We start from the raw sequence: 18,121 nt of genomic DNA on the forward strand, positions 1-18,121 counted from the left end.
AATGGACTGCGCGTTAATATACTCACTGCCGTTGGACAAAAGAGCCGCTATGATGCGCTCAAAATCGTCAGGCTTTCCTACCCAAGCAAACTCGGGAGGGTTTGGAGGATGCATACAGCCGACTGCTGTTCGAGTCCAAAGGGTCGCCTAAGCCGCGAGCGCCCGCAAAGTAAGTGCCATGAAAGCACTCACACATCTTGCTGAGCTGCTGCCATCGTTACATCGAGGTTGTCGCCAGTAATAGCGCAGGCAACATTTGCGCGGCCGAGCCCATCAGCATCAATTCGTTTGGGGCTCCCAGGCAAACGTCTGCGATATTGACGTGGATAACTGTTGCGCCAGATGCCAATGCGATTTCAGGAATATCCGCCGCAGGCCTTACGAATCCTGACGTTCCCACGGAGATCAGGACGTCGCAATTTTTGACGTCGACCATTGCTACTTTCCAAGCACCAGCAGGCAGGTCCTCTCCAAACCACACAACACCAGGTCGGAGTTTCCCATTGCACCGTGTGCACCGGGGCGGTTCTACCCATTGTCCTTCTGCTGAAACCTGAAATTGATCAGTCGTGAGTAATGCCGGACGCTTGCACGCAAAGCAGATCGGCTTGATCAAGCTGCCATGCAAATGCACGACGTTCTGAGACCCAGCCCGCTCGTGCAGGTCATCGATATTTTGAGTGATGATCGAAACCTTTTTGCCGGTGCTCGCCAGTTGGCTAATCGAAAGATGAGCGGCGTTTGGTTGGGCCTGGCCAGCTTGGAAACGCCGCCACAGATACCACCCCCAAACCATCTGAGGGTTCTCTCTAAAAGCACGTGCCGTTTCCAACCTTTCAGGGTCGTGTTTCGCCCAAATGCCTGTGAGCTTGTCGCGAAATGTTGGAATCCCACTTTCCGCAGAAATGCCGGCGCCGGTGAAAAATACGACCTTTCGAGCGGCTGCCAGGGATTCGATACCCCTATCCAAGTCGTTCATTTCGGACTTTGGGCGTTTGTTGCGTCGGAGATTGGGGAGTAATAGCTGGTCTCGATGGAAGAGCTGAACACTGGCCCCATTGGCGATATTAAAGGGTCTGAACCTTCTTCAATACGTCCCGCCAGCAGCACCTGAAACTGATCTGGATAGTGACGTAGGAGGAATTTGGCATCACGTCGTATCCGTTCGGGCAGCGATGAATCTCGGGACAGCTCAAGCAGAAACTTACCAGTTTGTATGACTGCATGTGTGCGTTCATTTGGCATGGTCATAGCGATACCCTCAGAGTTGTCTCGCAGCAGCGCTTGGGTGCTAATGCTCAACACTGTCTTCAGTTTAGCTCTCATAAGCTGAGTCAGGGACGATGGGGGGATAGTTTTCACTCAGATCCGTGATGGTGACGAAAAGCCTTGAGGCTTCCATCATGCTCAAACGACCGGTCGGGGTCGCGGCAGTTACCACCGGGGACTGCCTGATCGAGCAGTCCATTAGCCCTTTACATCCACAGCGTGGCGAGAAGCGTATGACAACACAACGTGTTGCTGCCACGCCCTCTCGCTTTGTAAGGTTATGCTTGAACCTGTAGCGCCTCCATGCCAACAGCGGACCAGGCAAAGAGACTGAACTCAACAGCTACTAGGTCTGTAGGAACATACGAGGTTTCCGACGTTATTACCTCAGAAATAAGCTCGCTGGTGACTTTCCTTCTTTCTTCTCGAGAATTTTCACAGTGTGCGTTCCGCCGAAAAACACATGAGATTTCAGATAATCGGCATTCGCTACCAAGTCGAGCCAGCGGGTAAATCCTCAGGGTTGGCCACCATCAGTAGATGCTCTGGAGCTTTCTCACGATCAGGATCGACAGCAGCACGGAATGACTGAATCAAGTATTTCGCCATTGAGGCGCGGACTGTGAATACCTTGGCCACGGTGCCCCCCATGTACTCGTCCCTGACCATCATGGCTTGACCAGCTGAAAGCCCATGGTGCGGGACCAGACGTATGGAAATCATCTGATGCCAAGCACGGTCCTGCTCCCCTGAATGCAGATCAGTGCGGTCAGATGAAGTCACGATAGAAATACGACCTAGGTTAAAATCCCTAAATTCCTGAGCCTTTGCGCAAAACGCTCGAATATGCCAACGCGGTCCCGCCTGAATGAGCGCATGAGGCCTGATAATCCGATCCTGTCCCTGCGGGGTGGTCATGGACCGATATTGCACCTGTATACATCGGCCCAGGGAAATCGCTTGGTGGATCTGAGAAAACAACGGATACCGGATAGAGGTAGCGTCGATTTGAGAGTGTTCGAACGGGACTGACACTGCAACTCCCTCAAACCCTTTGGAAGCGCCTATCAACCGCTGGTACTCATCAAATGCCCCAACTGTGAGATGGGGACGCAATCCCCAAGACGCAACATAGCTTTTGCTAGCCATTTCTGGCTCGCAAGCATTGGGATACTGCGTCCGATACATGGCGAGGTCCCGGCTGGCAAGGGTTTCGTGCACTTCAAACAAACTCAACAGACGCGACCGGGAAACACGCCCCTCCCAAAGAAGAAGCATCTCAATAGCTTCAAGTCGCTCTCTGGGTGCTGAGCTGCGGCGAGGCATGACTGCTAATCCGAGAAATTTAACTGACAGTAGCATAGATATAGCAATAGATCTATGCTACGGATAAGAGCCTCAGCAGTTTGAGTGTTAGGTATGGAAATCCGCACGCCACCGCTGTTCGAACGCATTCCGGAAGACATATTCCGACCGCTTGCCGCCACCAACAATCGTCGCTACTGGGAGCTTCTCAGCCGGCTAATGGATGAGATGTGGGGCGAGGGAGGACGATCGCCTGGAGAAGAAGCACCGAAACCCATTGTTATTCGCACAATCGAATCTCTGCTGATTGCGGACGATCCGTGGGGCGAAGAGCTCGGCAGCAGCTTAAATATTCGCGCCCATAATGCTTTCAAGGTGTTGTCTACAAGTGGATGGCTCAGCGAACGCCGCCGCGGGGTGATCGAACACATCACGGTCCGACCGATTATAGCCCGCTTGTATTCGCTGCTTTCAGACTTTGCCTATCATCAGCCAGAGTTCTTGGGCGGCCAGGTACAGTCCATTTGCGTGAACCTGCGGGAAGTGTCAACCGGCAAGGCTCCGCAGCTTTATACCATTGCAGCCAAGCATGCCAAACAGTGCCTAGCTCACATCGCGAATACCGGATGCCGCATTCAGGATGTGATGGATGAGCTGGTTACAAAACAGTCGACAAAGGAATTCACCCAGGGCTTTTTCGAACAGTACATCGACAAGGTTTTCATCGCCGACTACAGCGATATGCGTACCAACAACCATCCGCTGCAATTCAGGTCCGAGGTCATTCGGTTCACGCTGCAATTTCAGCATGACAAGGATTTTCGTGATTCGCTGATCGGATGGTACGCGCAGAAAATGACGGGCGATGACTTTCTACGCGCTGAAGCCCTTTATGAACGTGATACCCGTCAGCTTCTGCGCCTTCGAGAGGTTGAGGAGCACCTGCGTCGGCTTGATGAAGAGATACGGATCGCTTACCAGAGGGCGTTAGCATTATTCGAATACAAGTTGAGGTCGCCTGGCAATTTCGATCAACTGATTCAACAGGCGATACGAGGCACGCTAGATCTTACGGAGGGGCATTCCGCCCTACCCGCAGCATCAGGCTTTTATCATGCCTCGGGTGTAGGTCTGGCCAAACCTCGAGCGGCAACCCGGGAAATGCGCGCAACACCCGTTGAGAGGAAACAACCCAGCGTCGAGCAGTTGGCCATGGAGGCGCTCAGGCAGCAAATGAATGCGGCCCGCAACATTACGGCCATCAAGCTCGCACAGTACGCTGCCCGCCACCTCAAAAGAAAACAGGCAATCGTTTCCGATGAGTTAACTATCGAATCGATCACCGACCTTTGCTGCTATCAGAAGCTGCTGCTAATCGCTTCACGTGAAAAATGCCCACCAGACAAACAGTCAGACGATCCGCATCTTCAGATGGTTCGGGGCATGCATGTGAGCTTTGTTGACAATGCCGTCACCCGCAATGAATACATGGAGCATCAACAATTCGTGATCCGCGCAAGGAGTGTCAAATGATCAGTTGGCAGCGATTAGCAGAAGACTCATCGGGAACCCACACGGCCGAGGATTTCGAGAAGGCGGCGTATCGTCTGATCGTTTCTCAGACCATCTATGCCGCGGATCACGGTAGTCGGCACACATACCAGCTAATTGTAAAGTATTTAGCGACTTTTAAAGAGCTTCTATCCAAGTTCGGTATGAGCCTAAGGCACAATCCTCATCACTCCTACCTAGTGGTAATCCCAAGCCATCAGGTCGCCGAAAAGATGTCGATTAATGAAACCCGTCTCGCCTTGGTTCTACGTCGTTTCTACGATGACCGGATGCACACCGCCGAAATTAGCGACGGCGAAGCCTACATATCTCTGGAAGAGCTGGAACGTGCTTACCGCGAGTGGCTCACCCGCGCCCTGCCCGAACGGGCAGATCTCAGGCAACTCGCCGCTGCGTTAAAGCGCTATGGAATAGTGCGTCTAGAAGATTCAGAAGACGGGCAGCCATTCAAGATCGTCATCCGACCGGGCATCACCGATATCCTCGGCGAGGCGGCTCTCCATCAGCTTGCCGCTTACGGGATCGTTGAAATCAGCTCCGAGGTCGACAATGAAACTGCTTGAGCATGTGGTGCTGGTTCAGTTTTTTCTGTACGGCAGCGAAGATTTGGAGATGGGTCTGAACACTGCTTTTCTTGGCCCAAACGGTACGGGCAAATCCGCCATTCTGGACGCTATCCAAGTGGTGATGCTGGCCGCCGATGGCAGCCGCACGCATTTCAACGCAGCTGGTGAAGGTAAGCGGCGGGCGCGGACCCTACGTGAATACTGCCTTGGTGCCTACCTGCCTGGGATGAACGAGTATGCTCGCACTTCCGCCAACACCTATGTTGACTTGGTATTTCGGGATACGGAGACCGGCATCCCCTTTACTGCAGGAGTCGCGCTCAGTGCGCGGATTGAAGACTCACAGCATGAAGTTGAAGGGCTGTACATCCTTCCTGGCGTCGCGTTAACACCCAAGCATCATCAGCAAACAGAGGGCCAACGGGAGACCGTATTGCCATGGAGACAATTTCGCCATGTCGCTGCCGATTTATGCAGACTGGAGGGGCACGGCACGCCCGTCATTACGAGGCATAAAGACGAATTTGTCCGACAACTGCTCATTGACTACTTAGCTGGTCCCGGCGATAAGCCCAATTCGAAATCCCTGCGATCGGCTTTTGCGCGCTCGCTAAAACTCAGCGAGGAAATCCATGATCTGAGCGATACCTTGCGTCAACATTTGATCGAACCCATGCCAACCCATGTCAAGGCGTTTCGGGATCGGCTAGACGATGTGCGCAAGCTTCGCGACCTGATCAAAACGCTGAAAGAACGAATCGGCCACGCCACCAAGACCGTAAATCAATACGCGTTAGTGAAGCGCGAGCGTAGCGCTGAGGTAAATTTGAAGGTGCTCAGGCACACCTACGACCTCGAAAAACAAGGTGAAACCCTTGATGCAGCTCTATCTGATGCAGAGAGGCTCGGCGACAGGATTGAATTCGCCAATATGGAACTGGGAAGAGCTGAGACCCAGGCGATAAATGCTCAGGAAGAGCGTGACCTCGCGATCGCTGAACTGCACAGTAATCCTGAGTATCGCAACCAGGAAGATCTGGCTGGAAACCTGAAGCGAATGGAGAGCACGCGAGATAATCGGCAGAAGGAGTTGCTCCTACACTTCACCTCGATGATGGCCGCTATCGCCTCATGTGCTTCTCATTTTCATGACGAATCGGATATCAAACTACTCAACCATGCCAGTCTCCAATCGACCGCATTGATTGAGATGCTTCAAGCAGGGACGTTACCGCCCGCTGGTTCGGTGCAATCCGTAACCCGATCTTTGAGCCTAGTGTACAGCTTGGTCCATGCTGCCTTGAATCAGGCAGAACAGGAGCTACAACTGGCCAAAGCCAGACATCAAGACGCTCTTACCAATTTGGATCGAGCCGACAGAGGCCTCACTGAACTCAATGACGACACTATCCGCCTGATAGGCGTATTGAAGAACGCTGGCATAGAGGCCGCTCCAGTATGTGACTTGGTCAGCATCGTAGATCCCGAGTGGCAGCCTGCTATTGAATCGTGGCTTGGACGTCACGTGGAGGCCCTGCTCATCGCTCCCGATCAGGAGCTACAGGCGATAAAGATCTACCGCAGCGGTATCGCGAGCGGCATCTACGGGGTCAAGCTAGCCCTTCCTTCCCGCATGCGAACATGGATTCCGGCTGATAACCAACTGTATGCCGCACAGCTTGTTCAAGGTGAGAATGTCGACGCCGTCCGTTACCTGCAGGGAGAGCTAGGACGGACTACGTTGGTCGAGACCAATGAACAGTTGCGTGCTGGCATAAAGGTTATTTCCAAGGAAGGGATGGCAAGTGCTGGCGGCGGGATTGAGCGTCGACGCCTGCGCGGCACTCATGAACTGCGTATCGGTCGCAACGATGCCTATGCCAGAAGGCAGCGGTCAACCCGCTATGTTCAGGATACCGCAGAGCAACTCCGCCAAACGAATGAGACAGTAAATCATCTGGCTTCTCCTCATAAGAAGCTCGCGCGATTCTCGGATGCTGCCGATGTTCAGGTTTTGATCGAGAGCCTGCTCCACGAGCTTTCGCGCGCAATGAATGAAACGACCATTCACCGGGCGGCCTTTGAAAACACCCTCACCGATACACTAATTGCGCTCACTCACAAAAAAGAAATAGCCATTACACGCCAGGCTGATGCAGATCGGGCTGTGCTGCAGTGTGTAGGAAACCTCGCGGGCTTAAGGACGAATCTGATCATCTGCCAGAAACAGATTCAGGAGCTTGAAGCATCCTTGGAATTCAAGCAGCTTGCCGAGCGCGAGTCACGGCAACACCCGCTCTACAGCGCAGATGAGGTAGAACGCTTACGTACTCGACTCGATGGCAAGTATGGGGATAGCTGGTCGATTAAGTTTGGCGAACTGGACCAAGCACTAAAGAACGCTATCGAATCCGCTGCAAACGCCCACCGCGATGCTTGGGTGTTATTCACCAGCTACGCAAACAACTACCACCTGCAAAACCATGATGTCACCAACGAAAACTGGATAGCTGCGTTCGAATTCATTTTCAAAGAGCGTCAGCGGCTAGAGGAACTCGAACTGGTGGAGCAGGAGCAGAAGGCGGAGCAGGCCTATGAGGCTGCGGTTAAGGTATTTCGTACGGATGTTGCGCAGACGCTGCTTTCTGGGTTCGACCAGCTTGATGAGCAGATCAAAACTCTGACCGCCGTTCTAGGAGCCGCCCCTCCCTTCACCAACGATGAACGCTACGAGTTCAAGTACAAGGTGGTCGAAGAACACAAGGATCTGTACGACTTCCTTGAGCGCGTGCGCGCCCATGGCGGCTCCGATGACGATTTGTTTGGCGGTCCAGGTGAAACTCCGGAAGCGTTCCGCATGCTGGTAGACGACGACATCAGCTCGACCCTGCTTGATGACACGAGCCCTCTGAATGACCATCGGCGCTTTTTCAGCTATGACGTCGAAGTTTTTCAACATGGCGCGTCTGTCGGGATGTTGAGCAACCGTTTTGGCAAAGCGTCGGGTGGCGAGCATCGCACCCCGCTGTATCTGATTTTCGGGGCGGCGTTGGCTGCCGCTTACGGAAGATCGAAAGGTAGTACCTCAGGCGGGGGCATCATGCTGCTAGACGAAGCATTCGACAAAATGGACCCACAAAACATCCGGGCGGCTGTTCGCTATCTCAACGGCCTTGGATTGCAGTTGATAATGGCAGGCCCTGAAACTGATCAAGCCAAGCTCTCATCGTTCCTGAACGTGTACTACGACATGTCTCGCTTCGGGACCAGGGACGTGAACCTGTCGAAAAATGTCGTGTTCGACAAAGCTCGAGAATTGCTTCACAGCGACAATTTCTACGCGCACCCGGATCTCCTGCAACAGGAAATCAATAGACTGGATGGCGCCGATGAGCCTCGCTAGGGAGACGCTGCTTCGCCTACTCACGCGTGGAGAACGTGCCAGATTGAGTGGCGGCTCACGCACGATCCGTGAAGACTTTAGCAAGCCGGAGTCGCTCTACTGGCGGCAAAAACTCCACGATCGAGACGCCCTGCATGCCCAGATGCGCTTAGCTGCAGCAGCGGGTGCAGTCAAACTCGAGTGGGCTCTCCAGGGAGGGGACGATCGTCCCTTGGATGCTGTGGTACTTCTTGATGTGGATCTGCTGGCCACCCATCTTGGGCGATCAACCAACATCGCCTCTGTCGCCAAGGCGCGCGAACAGTTATGCCAATGGAGCTCGAATGCCCGGGTGGAAGAGCTACTGATGCATTGGGCCGGCCTCAAACAGGTCAGATCCTTAGGCCCTGAATCCGCGAACGATTTTGCTGATGCACTGCGAGTTTTAGACGCAATGGCGGCATCCGCTGAAGATCAAGTAGTTCGCCAACTGAGCGTTCAACTGTTCAGAAACTCCAAACGCATTGAAGCCCTGCTCAAGCACTTGGACGTTTTGACCAGCGAGACTCTCAATTCTCGGGCTCGTCACTGGAGCGAGGTGTTAGGTGAAATTGGCCTCACCAAAGAGCCGCAACCGTTTCTGGTCGCTGGAAACGGATTTATCGAACTGGATGACGGGGTACAGTGCTCCATTGTTCGCCCTTTCATCGGCGTTGCGAACTCGGTCATCCGGAGCTATTCAGGTAGGCCTGAGTGGCTGTTGACCATAGAAAACCTCACGACGTTTCATCAGGCAGCCAAAGCGCTGCTTTCCAACCGGCCGGGACTTGTCATCTACACCGCCGGCATGCCTTCCCCGACTTGGGGCAAAGCGTATGTGAACATTCTTATGTCGCTTCCAGACTGCACACGCATTCTTCACTGGGGCGATCATGACGAGGGGGGATTTCGCATCGCTGCGCGTGTTGCTTACTTCGCTGCGACCACAGCGCACCGTCTTGAACCCTGGTGCATGGACGCGAATAAGTGGAGCGTTCAAGGCGATGAGGCCGAGGCAGAACAGCATCGATCAATGACCAGAAGCGCCATACGAGCCGGCTGGGAAGAACTGGCATCTAAGCTCCAAGCAATAATCTTAGAACAGGAAGCTTTGCCTATTAGTTTGCCGTGATTAGAGATTGACGATAAGGGGTCAATTCGACATAGCCACCAACACTGTTGCGTCAAGCAGGATCGCAAAGCCACAGATGGCGTAACATTATAGGGTTGTCTTGGCCTGGTAATATAGGCGCAGAGCGTAGATGGCCAGTTTGGATGATGGGGCGTGTATTAGCACATCCTGCGGGGGACACCTGTATTGGCCAGTCCCGTAAAGCTAACCGTTCGCCATTGGTTTGTTTGGGAGGTCCTGACAGCTGTCGCGCGAAATGAGTAGTGAGTGCCGAAACTGGATGGCGATCCTTAATCGAGAATACATAGGCCACCATATGTGCATGGGGCATGCGCCAAGCGTAGCGGCCATCTAGGAATCGCTGGATGCCTTCATTACCATATTGGGTAAGCCGACGGCCGAGATGCAGCACCTTACATTCGAAGAAAAGTGCGTCGTGGCGTCCATCGCTAATACCTTGGCGCGGTTGAGCTGGATATATCGTGATGTCTGGTGTCTTATCGATCGAAGCTCCGAGACAATCGGCGAGCTTGGCGTCTCGAACAGGAACGCCGAACAGCTCGGCCGTGAAGCCTGGCACAGTACCCCGGGTACGAATATCAACCAGGACATCTAATAAGCGGTCCGTAATGCGATCCTCATCACGTGTGACCAACACAGTCTGATGGTTAACCAGCAGAGTGCGCCACGCCTCGCGGATCGCATGCTCAACAACGGCTATAACTCTATCATTCCATGGCGCGAAAGCATCGTGTTTTGCTGGCACCCTTCCTAGGCTGGTGAACGTCACGGTGATGATACCCCAGTCTGACCACGTATAAAGGGCGCGTCGCCCGTCCCTGGCATTTCTCCTGACTGCAACCAATCCAGTGTTAGGCTGCGCGCTTCGGTCAGAGTCCAGTAGCGCATCTGATCAAGCTGCCCAAAAACGGTTCTGTCTTTGAGCTTGATCTGTATGCGCGAACTCCAGTAGCTATCCGCAAACGTTACGAGATGCGCTAAATCATGAACCACTACACCTTCATGTGGTGAGTTTTCAGGTGCGCCGACCTCGATAAAGACCCATCCATCAATCGGCCGGGCTTGCAGCTCTGATACCCCCGCTTGGTCTGAATCTACGAAGGGATGAATGAGCTTCGCTACGGTATCGACGAACTGCTGACGAGTAGCTGCGCACGTAGGTGTAGTAGCTTGCTTAGATACATCTGTGAACGGCAGATCCATCTTTAGCGTGTCGCGCACTAGCTGCCGATCCGCCGTACTTAATCCGTGTAGATCGAAAACTAACTCGTCCAGTTCCTGCCACTTCACGCAGCGGTTACGCAACTTTCCAGCGACCACGCGCAATTTCTGCCATTGTTCAACAGTTAATGTTTCTTCCCTAACTAAAGGAAAGTCCAAAAGGTCCTTTTGCAAAGATGAGTCGCGCTCGACGCCAAATTTGGGGCTGGTAAGCAACTGGTGATACAGGAATAGATCACTGTAAGATACGACATATATAAGATCGATCAGCCCATTTAGCTCGGGCTTACCAAGAGCAGACAACCCAATAAAACTTTCTCTATAGGCTGCGTCTGTAGCTGAAAATAGCGCACCACGAAATTCACGTTCAGGTTTAGGTGATTCGCGCAGCAGTAGCAATGGTCCTCGGTAGATTTCGGGCGTACGCGGCCACTGCAGCTTGGGCAGTTCAAAGTAACGATCTTGCTCGCCTGCAGTTCTTGACCCAGGGGCCACCACAAAAGTCATGTCATGTTGCACATCGAGCAGTCCAACTAAATGACTTGCGTCAGTTTGACGCTTTTCCTCCTTTCCAGTCTGGTAGCCGCTGTTGAAGCTGCCGCCATGTTTGGCCACCTGCTCGCCCAACGACTGTGCTGTTTCACTTCGCATGCGATGAAGTAAATCTAGCCCTAAGCGTCCTCCTTTATAAAGCGCTTTGAAAGCTTGTGGGTCGTTGCAAACCTGGAACAAGGACACAGGGATTGCTGAGTTAGGATCTATTCGGAAAACACCCTCTTGGGAAAGTCGAGGTTCATGGCGGGGGCTGATGAAGAAGAAACCGTCCAGCGGATCTGGCGTTTCATTGGTTGCGACCATTAAAGCAAACTGTGCGTCATTCTTAGGCCAAATTTTCTGATCCTGACGTAGTGCTGCGAAGTTCATAACGCCCGTCACTCGAAGATTTTCAAAGACGTGGCGACGTAGTTCGAATGAGTCACCTTGAAAGAGAAAGCGTCCATGCACTGCAAAGCCAATAGCCCCTGCAGGTTTCGCCCACGACGAAGCTGCAAGTAGGAAGGCGATATCTGGTGATCCATAGCGTGCAACCATGTCCGAAGCGGTGACGGGTGTTGATTGGTTCGGTTTCGCGAGTAGTTTACGCAACGTTCGATTTAGCGCACCGGCCCGATCGTCCTTAAAGGCATTCCAAGGTGGATTTCCGACCACGATATCGTAAAGCCCCGCATGACGATGTAGCACTTCGCTCGACAAACTTCCCAGCTTCATGTCGTGCGGAGAGTCGTAAGGCACTTTGGCCGGATCGAGTGAGCTCTCATCAACAGGATGCAGGATTGAGCCTACTAGCTTTTTGAACTTAAGCTCTGACAACGGGCGAGGGTCTGGATCGAGCTCGAGCGCACACAGATAAAGGCTCAAGGCCGTAATATTCAGTGCATCGTGGTTAACGTCGAGGCCAGTGATCTGCTCCATTAATATTAGGCGTATCTCCGTCCGACAAGGACGTTTGCCTGATGCTCGCCAACGCTCAGCTATAAGTCGTTTGAATGCCAAAACGAGGAACACTCCGCCGCCAACAGAAGGGTCGAGCACTCGAGCACGATCGGGCGTAGTGCTACTTACCGCGCTAAAAGCTCCATCAACCACGATCTCAGCAAGTTTGCGTGGGGTGAAGTGAATGCTGGTCTCCCTCGCTAGCTCCGGAATAAATTGGTGGGCGAAGTCCTCGTATACTTGGCTTAATACATCTACTGGCACGTGCCTAAAGTAAATACCACCCCATTGGAGTGGCAACTGCCCATGAACCGCCTTGCATTGGATGTTGGTCAAATGCCAGCAGATAGTTTCCGCACCAGCGTCAAGCAGTTGTCGAAGCCCTATATACTTATCTACGGCGTCATGTGAATCTGTCAGGCTTAGCAAATCCCCATTGAATGTTTTGTCCAGCCAGGTGCAAGTCTCAATCAACGCATCGAGATTGCTAAACACCATACTGAGATCACTTGTTCTATGGCTGATGCAAGGCAGTTCAGCTTCACTGACAATGTGTCTGTCGACCAGAAACCTGAAGAACAATGCGCGGCCTACTAGCGAAAGCACCTGTTGGACGGTAAGCAAAGGAGCGCAACGATGAATATCACGGGCAGCGTCGGTCAATAGGCGGAACAATAAGCCGTCCAGCCAAAGTCCCGCTGCCTTGCGGGATTTGCGTGTGCTGGCTGTCGATGTGATGTCTGTAGAGCTACCACTGAGAATGCCGCGGAATTTGGCGTAGCCACCCTCTTCCGTATCAGATAACACTGGGACGGGAAGTACCTCATCCATCAAGATTGGATATACCACAACCTTTCCTGGCTCAACCACAGCTAAATAACGAGCATCGGCTCGGCAGGCTAGTACGCGCACCAGTTGCGACAGTTCGGCGGTGTTTGCCCGCTCACTACCTAACGTATCATGCCTAACGACATAGATAAGAGGTACGCCCCCCGACTCAACGACCGCATCTGGGAGCAACTCCTGATTATCACCGCTAGGGAGCAGATCTAAATAACGCACGTGACGTGGACCGGAGATTCCGCCGAGATCGACAGTGCTTTCCGATGTGACGCCTGCCTTGGCGAGCCAGTCCTGTAGGTTATCCATATTTGTGCGCTTTCGGTTGATATGTGGTGAATTTTGACCGATCCACGCTAAGGGGCCCAAACTCCAACTCACGCTGCTGCTCGTGGATGCCGTCCAACTCAGCGCAGTGGCTGCTTACCAAACTAATAATTTTATCCAGATCAACGATCATACCTGCGCCCAGTTGGCATTGCTCATCTACCAACAAAGCTTCAAGAGATTGAGATTCGCTACTCAGGAAGAGCTGCGAGGCCGCCATGGCGCGGGGGCCTGAAAGAGCTTGTTGAATAGAAGAAACCCATTGTGCAATCGCTTCCTTTCGAAGCCCCATACGTTCCATTTCGCAGAGGACCGCGACGACTAATAGGTCATAGCGCGTGTACTCGCTAGCGACTCGCTCCCTGGCTGGGCGTTTAGCGAACTCTGGCAGGTTTTTGAGCAAATTGCGCAGCCGATGTCGGTCGACGCGACCAACGACCGCCAAATCGGCAAATGTAATTCGGGAAGATAGCATTTGCGTAGAATAGGCGCAGAGCTGCGTGTAATCAACGCAAGTCTGCGTTAATACTACGCAGATGGCGTTTCGCCAGATACTCTTCGGTTCCGCCTCGCCACTGCGGCAGTAGTTTTTTCCACTGCCTAAGGCAAAGGCTTTCATTCACCCCAGTCCTCAATCCTAACCGCGGGGATGCCTACCTTGGGACGGATGCCGCCCGAAAAAATGCACGAGGCCTGGGCTACCATGGAACCTGATATCTCATCGGATAGAGCAGGCAAAGAAGAACGGCTGCCTTGTGATCACCGCGACCGCACTTCTCAGCTCGCAAAGTCACCGAAATTTGCAGCGTACAGGGCTAGCGACATCACACGCTCAAGCGCTATATCGTCTGGTAAATAGATGAACTCGGCTCTTCACCGGCAGCAGACTGGCTTGGAGCGTACTGGAAAGCATGATTTACATAGACTTGACCGATACCACTTCTACATACCGGAATTTTTTCCTGGCTGCTTTGGTGGCTTCCTGCTCTGCCAGCAGCGTACTCAGAGTATCGGCTTCATGGACGATCTCAAGCGTCCTGCCTTCAAACTCATTGCTCACCCGGAGAATCACCAGAAGCCTCGGGATAAAGGTTTTGGAGACCTTCTTTTTCGCCACTTTTGATACGGGTACGGTAGCAACGTCCGGCTGGATTTCCTCCTCGGGGAGGGTGCTCACCGGCGCAGTTATTTCTGCGTCGCCGAACAACGCTTGGCGCATCTCTTCTTCGGTCCATTCTACGGTCATGCTGCTTCTCAAGGGCCTGGTCATTAAACCAGCACAATTCTAACAGCTAGTTTTGGTGAGGCACTATCCAGCACCAGAATGTGTCCTGAGCACTACTCTCCGGTGGAGAACAAGGCTAGTCAATTCGTATCGATACTTCCCAAATATCAAATGATCAGATCCAGCGAATCGAGTGACAGATTACAGGTTGATTCGGCAGAACCATTTCAGTACCTGCAAGGGGCAGCGGGCGTTAGATAGTGCTTATAGTTGACGTAGGCGCATAATCGCATCGGTGATGGCTTGTGCATTCTTGTCCAGCGTTTGCATGGCCCCCATCGCGTTAGCGGCGACACTTTCTACTCCATTCTCTGAGATCCATTTGGTCACCTCTTCAAGGGCCGCTGCTAGGGCGTGCTGGTTGTGCAGAAGCAGTGTGAGAGCGTCCGCTGTGGTTATGTTGGCTTCAGAGTTATCTGGCATTGGCCATCATCCTTGAGTAACTGGTGTTGGAAGACTAGCTGAACATGCCGCTGGCTGGATCCACTTCTCCAGATCCGCTGACACCTGGGTATTTGCACCGACTTGACGACTCATTTGCAATTGGCCTAACCAGCCATTTGCAGCGGATTTGCGCCCCCCCCCAGCAACCATGATCTGCAGTGAAAGCGCAAAAGCGGTTGCGGCAATCCATTTGAGGTATCTATCGAGGCATGACGGCGTCGTTTTCTGGCTTGCAGCGCGGCGACTAAATCAAGGCAAGATCCACTGGCCAGGCATTCGACATGGCTCGGGCAATTGCTGCCGCATCAGTGGACGCCGGTCTGAATTACGAAAGGTGAGTTGGGCGGACGCTTACCGCGTGCAGACCTTGCAACCTGGATCAATCCTAGCCAAAAATGAGTAGTCGCGAGACTACCAATACCCCATCAAACAAGGATTAAGGTCAGTATGGATTACGCATCATGGTCGGAGAAAATGATCACCAAGCTAGTAAGCAAGGGCTTGGAAGAGGAATGGGTTCGCAAATCTTTTGAGGGCGGCGACGCTGAGATCCGTGCAGCATATGAAAATCAAGAGCTGAACTCTGCAGGTGCAGTCTTCGTAAAGAAGCTTGAGAAATATGATCTCGACCTGGAGCTGGCCTGGCAACGCGGCCAAGGACGATTGGATAGCGATCTTGCAGCTTCCTACCAAATTCCTAAGGAGGAGGCGAGGCAACGTTTTATCCAGGGCTCGATGAAAAAAACGAAAATCCTGGGCTGGTTTCGCGGTGAAGACGTAGACCTCAGCGCCTCTTTGAATTTCTGACTGCTCTTATGTGGCGTGCGCTCTTCGGGTGTAAGCGGGCGGCGAACACACCTACCGAACTCCAGCATTAAGGGCGATGGTGTCCGCGTATTCATAAGCGGACGCGATTGCCCTTATCGCCAGGATTTCCATGCGCCAACGAAGCTCTTATCCCAAACCATTCAAAGCCCAGGTCGTCCAGGAATGCCTGCAACCTGGGGCGACAATTTCTAGCGTAGCCATCCATCACGGCATCAACGCCAACGTGATCCGCAAGTGGCTACCGACTTACCGAGATCAATCGCCTGCAACTTTGCCGGCTTTCGTTCCGGTTAAAGCAGTACCAAGGCGAGCAACAGAAGAGATGGTGATCATCTCGCTGCCTTTGGGTGATAAATCCATCACCGTAAAGTGGCCAGCCTCGGATCCGGACGGCTGCGCGTGTTTCGTTCGTGGCCTGGCCCAATGATTCGCGTCGATGCCATCTGGCTCGCCACCGAGCCCATGGACATGCGCGCCGGCACTGAGACTGCATTGGCCAGAGTGGTCATGGTGTTCGGTGCGGCGAAGCCGCACTGCGCTTACCTCTTTGCCAACCGCCGGGCCAACCGCATGAAAGTCCTGATGCACGACGGCGTCGGTATCTGGCTGGCGGCGCGGCGGTTGAACCAAGGTAAGTTTCATTGGCCAGGCATCCATCGTGGAACGGAGGTCGAACTCGACCCCGAACAACTCCAGGCGCTGGTACTTGGATTACCCTGGCAACGAGTCGGTGCGGGCGGCGCAATTACATTGCTTTAAATGCTGCCTTTTAGCTGAAGCAGTCGGGCTGCTTTGGTAAAATCCACACCATGACTTCCTTGCCCGATCTCGACCAAATGACCCCCGAACAACTGCGCACGCTGGCTGCGCAGTTGATGTCCAAGGTCGACACCCAGAGCCGAAAGATCCATCGCGATGAAACGATCATCGAGCAGCTCACTCACGAAATCGCCATCCTTAAACGCCACAAGTTCGCCAAGCGCAGCGAACAGATCAGTCCGGCGCAAGGCAGCTTGCTCGATGACCTGCTCAATACCGACCTAGAAGCCATCGAGGCCGAGTTAAAAGCACTTCATCCCGCTCCCGCACAGGCAGAACCACGCCAGCAACCCAAGCGTGCGCCGTTGCCGTCGCAGTTCCCGCGCACTGTGATCCATCACGAGCCGGACAATACTCAGTGTGCTTGCGGCTGCCAGCTTCAGCGCATCGGTGAAGACGTCAGCGAGAAACTGGACTACACGCCGGGCGTGTTCACCGTCGAACAGCATGTGCGTGGGAAATGGGCCTGCCGGCAGTGCGAAACGCTGATCCAGGCGCCGGTACCCCCGCAGGTGATCGACAAGGGCATCCCCACCGCCGGCCTGCTGGCGCACGTGATGGTGGCCAAATTCGCCGATCACCTGCCGCTTTATCGACAGGAAAAGATCTTCGGCCGTGCCGGCCTGGCAATACCACGTTCGACCCTGGCGCAGTGGGTGGGCCAAACCGGCGTACAGCTTCAGCCGCTGGTCGATGCGATGCGCGAAGTGGTACTGGCCCAGCGCGTGGTTCACGCCGATGAAACGCCGGTACAAATGCTCGCGCCCGGCGAGAAGAAAACCCACCGCGCTTATGTCTGGGCCTACAGCACTACGCCATTCTCGGCCCTCAAGGCCGTGGTCTACGACTTCAGCCCCAGCCGTGCCGGTGAACATGCGCGTAACTTCTTGGGCACCTGGAACGGGAAGCTGGTCTGTGATGACTTTGCCGGCTACAAGGCCAGCTTTGAGCTGGGCATCACCGAGATCGGCTGCATGGCCCATGCACGCCGTAAGTTCTTTGACTTGCATGTAGCCAATAAAAGCCAATTGGCGGAGCAGGCGCTTCACTCGATTGGCGGGCTTTACGAAGTCGAGCGACACGCCAGGGAAATGAGCGACGAAGACCGTTGGCGATTACGCCAGGAAACAGCAGTGCCCATCGCTGAAAAGCTACATGAGTGGATGCTGGCCCAGCGTGAACTTGTGCCCGAGGGGTCGGCTACAGCGAAGGCTCTGGATTACAGTCTCAAACGCTGGGTAGCGCTGACGCGCTACCTGGCAGATGGTGCTGTGCCCATCGACAACAACCAGATCGAGAACTTGATCCGGCCGTGGGCGCTTGGGCGGTCGAACTGGTTGTTTGCAGGGTCGCTGCGCAGCGGCAAGCGGGCGGCCGCGATCATGAGCCTAATCCAGTCGGCGCGCATCAACGGGCATGATCCGTATGCTTATCTCAAGGATGTGCTGACGCGGCTGCCGACGCAGCGGGCCAGCAAGATCGGGCTGCTGCTGCCGCATCAGTGGGTGCCAGTTTAGTTATTAAAGGCGTGATGCCTTGACGGATACGTTGATCGGCAAGACCGCTGAACATGAGAC

At 53.7% G+C, this 18,121-nt stretch carries 15 protein-coding genes; 8 read left to right on the forward strand and 7 right to left on the reverse strand.

Going from position 1 to position 18,121, the window contains the following annotated elements:
- Window positions 1–217 precede the first annotated feature (217 nt).
- The 3 genes from JWR98_RS13845 to JWR98_RS13850 form a co-directional block, all read right to left on the reverse strand.
- Window positions 218–979: an SIR2 family NAD-dependent protein deacylase gene (locus JWR98_RS13845; protein ID WP_205490327.1), complete on the reverse strand. Its 762-nt coding sequence runs from the start codon at window positions 977–979 to the stop codon at window positions 218–220.
- Window positions 976–1,326 carry a BPSL0761 family protein gene (locus JWR98_RS29445; RefSeq protein ID WP_341870881.1) on the reverse strand — a complete coding sequence of 117 codons (351 nt, stop codon included), beginning with the start codon at window positions 1,324–1,326 and terminating at the stop codon, window positions 976–978. Before JWR98_RS29445 ends, JWR98_RS13845 begins: the two co-directional genes overlap by 4 nt.
- Window positions 1,327–1,758: 432 nt before the next feature.
- On the reverse strand, window positions 1,759–2,595 hold the full coding sequence (locus JWR98_RS13850) for a WYL domain-containing protein (RefSeq protein ID WP_205490328.1): 837 nt from the start codon (window positions 2,593–2,595) through the stop codon (window positions 1,759–1,761).
- Window positions 2,596–2,688: 93 nt separating this feature from the next.
- Here JWR98_RS13850 and JWR98_RS13855 point away from each other — a divergent pair, with 93 nt between their 5' ends.
- Genes JWR98_RS13855 through JWR98_RS13870 form a run of 4 tightly spaced genes read left to right on the forward strand, consistent with a single transcriptional unit; the run spans window position 2,689 to window position 9,265 of the window.
- Window positions 2,689–4,107, forward strand: coding sequence for a Wadjet anti-phage system protein JetA family protein (locus JWR98_RS13855; protein WP_205490329.1), 1,419 nt, complete (start codon window positions 2,689–2,691; stop codon window positions 4,105–4,107).
- Window positions 4,104–4,709 carry a DUF4194 domain-containing protein gene (locus JWR98_RS13860; RefSeq protein WP_205490330.1) on the forward strand — a complete coding sequence of 202 codons (606 nt, stop codon included), beginning with the start codon at window positions 4,104–4,106 and terminating at the stop codon, window positions 4,707–4,709. The genes JWR98_RS13855 and JWR98_RS13860 overlap by 4 nt, the downstream gene beginning before the upstream one ends.
- On the forward strand, window positions 4,696–8,115 hold the full coding sequence (locus JWR98_RS13865) for an SbcC/MukB-like Walker B domain-containing protein (RefSeq protein WP_205490332.1): 3,420 nt from the start codon (window positions 4,696–4,698) through the stop codon (window positions 8,113–8,115). Before JWR98_RS13860 ends, JWR98_RS13865 begins: the two co-directional genes overlap by 14 nt.
- Window positions 8,116–8,158: 43 nt before the next feature.
- Window positions 8,159–9,265: a Wadjet anti-phage system protein JetD domain-containing protein gene (locus tag JWR98_RS13870; RefSeq protein WP_205490334.1), complete on the forward strand. Its 1,107-nt coding sequence runs from the start codon at window positions 8,159–8,161 to the stop codon at window positions 9,263–9,265.
- A gap of 786 nt (window positions 9,266–10,051) precedes the next feature.
- Here JWR98_RS13870 and JWR98_RS13875 read toward each other — a convergent pair.
- From JWR98_RS13875 to JWR98_RS13890, 4 genes are all read right to left on the reverse strand, one after another.
- The gene (locus JWR98_RS13875; RefSeq protein WP_205490336.1) at window positions 10,052–13,150 is read right to left on the reverse strand and encodes an HsdM family class I SAM-dependent methyltransferase; all 3,099 of its coding nucleotides are present in this window, start codon (window positions 13,148–13,150) and stop codon (window positions 10,052–10,054) included.
- On the reverse strand, window positions 13,143–13,787 hold the full coding sequence (locus JWR98_RS13880) for a hypothetical protein (protein ID WP_205490337.1): 645 nt from the start codon (window positions 13,785–13,787) through the stop codon (window positions 13,143–13,145). The genes JWR98_RS13875 and JWR98_RS13880 overlap by 8 nt, the downstream gene beginning before the upstream one ends.
- A 297-nt stretch (window positions 13,788–14,084) precedes the next feature.
- On the reverse strand, window positions 14,085–14,414 hold the full coding sequence (locus JWR98_RS13885) for a hypothetical protein (protein ID WP_205490338.1): 330 nt from the start codon (window positions 14,412–14,414) through the stop codon (window positions 14,085–14,087).
- A 243-nt stretch (window positions 14,415–14,657) separates the two neighbouring features.
- A complete protein-coding gene (locus tag JWR98_RS13890; protein ID WP_205490339.1) occupies window positions 14,658–14,876 on the reverse strand; it encodes a hypothetical protein in 219 nt (72 codons plus the stop codon).
- A gap of 468 nt (window positions 14,877–15,344) precedes the next feature.
- Between JWR98_RS13890 and JWR98_RS13895 the strand changes: the two genes are divergently transcribed.
- The 4 genes from JWR98_RS13895 (at window position 15,345) to tnpC (ending at window position 18,061) form a co-directional block, all read left to right on the forward strand.
- On the forward strand, window positions 15,345–15,704 hold the full coding sequence (locus JWR98_RS13895) for a hypothetical protein (protein WP_205490340.1): 360 nt from the start codon (window positions 15,345–15,347) through the stop codon (window positions 15,702–15,704).
- A gap of 130 nt (window positions 15,705–15,834) precedes the next feature.
- Window positions 15,835–16,152 carry an IS66-like element accessory protein TnpA gene (tnpA, locus tag JWR98_RS13900; protein WP_205490341.1) on the forward strand — a complete coding sequence of 106 codons (318 nt, stop codon included), beginning with the start codon at window positions 15,835–15,837 and terminating at the stop codon, window positions 16,150–16,152.
- Entirely contained in the window at window positions 16,149–16,484 is a 336-nt protein-coding gene (gene tnpB / locus JWR98_RS29455) for an IS66 family insertion sequence element accessory protein TnpB (protein WP_225908707.1), read from the forward strand. Before tnpA ends, tnpB begins: the two co-directional genes overlap by 4 nt.
- 50 nt (window positions 16,485–16,534) lie before the next feature.
- The gene (tnpC, locus tag JWR98_RS13910) at window positions 16,535–18,061 is read left to right on the forward strand and encodes an IS66 family transposase (protein ID WP_205490342.1); all 1,527 of its coding nucleotides are present in this window, start codon (window positions 16,535–16,537) and stop codon (window positions 18,059–18,061) included.
- Window positions 18,062–18,121: the final 60 nt, after the last annotated feature.

The sequence above is a fragment of the Pseudomonas lactucae genome (genome assembly GCF_016937615.1).
In the GTDB taxonomy this organism is placed as follows: domain Bacteria; phylum Pseudomonadota; class Gammaproteobacteria; order Pseudomonadales; family Pseudomonadaceae; genus Aquipseudomonas; species Aquipseudomonas lactucae.

Coding starts and splice junctions, on each gene's coding strand:
- JWR98_RS13865 (WP_205490332.1), top strand. CDS start 4,696: ATGAAACTGCTTGAGCATGTGGTGCTGGTTCAGTTTTTTCTGTACGGC.
- JWR98_RS13885 (WP_205490338.1), bottom strand. CDS start 14,414: ATGACCGTAGAATGGACCGAAGAAGAGATGCGCCAAGCGTTGTTCGGC.
- JWR98_RS13890 (WP_205490339.1), bottom strand. CDS start 14,876: ATGCCAGATAACTCTGAAGCCAACATAACCACAGCGGACGCTCTCACA.
- tnpB (WP_225908707.1), top strand. CDS start 16,149: ATGATTCGCGTCGATGCCATCTGGCTCGCCACCGAGCCCATGGACATG.
- JWR98_RS29445 (WP_341870881.1), bottom strand. CDS start 1,326: ATGAGAGCTAAACTGAAGACAGTGTTGAGCATTAGCACCCAAGCGCTG.
- JWR98_RS13855 (WP_205490329.1), top strand. CDS start 2,689: ATGGAAATCCGCACGCCACCGCTGTTCGAACGCATTCCGGAAGACATA.
- JWR98_RS13875 (WP_205490336.1), bottom strand. CDS start 13,150: ATGGATAACCTACAGGACTGGCTCGCCAAGGCAGGCGTCACATCGGAA.
- tnpA (WP_205490341.1), top strand. CDS start 15,835: ATGCGCCAACGAAGCTCTTATCCCAAACCATTCAAAGCCCAGGTCGTC.
- tnpC (WP_205490342.1), top strand. CDS start 16,535: ATGACTTCCTTGCCCGATCTCGACCAAATGACCCCCGAACAACTGCGC.
- JWR98_RS13850 (WP_205490328.1), bottom strand. CDS start 2,595: ATGCCTCGCCGCAGCTCAGCACCCAGAGAGCGACTTGAAGCTATTGAG.
- JWR98_RS13845 (WP_205490327.1), bottom strand. CDS start 979: ATGAACGACTTGGATAGGGGTATCGAATCCCTGGCAGCCGCTCGAAAG.
- JWR98_RS13860 (WP_205490330.1), top strand. CDS start 4,104: ATGATCAGTTGGCAGCGATTAGCAGAAGACTCATCGGGAACCCACACG.
- JWR98_RS13895 (WP_205490340.1), top strand. CDS start 15,345: ATGGATTACGCATCATGGTCGGAGAAAATGATCACCAAGCTAGTAAGC.
- JWR98_RS13880 (WP_205490337.1), bottom strand. CDS start 13,787: ATGAAAGCCTTTGCCTTAGGCAGTGGAAAAAACTACTGCCGCAGTGGC.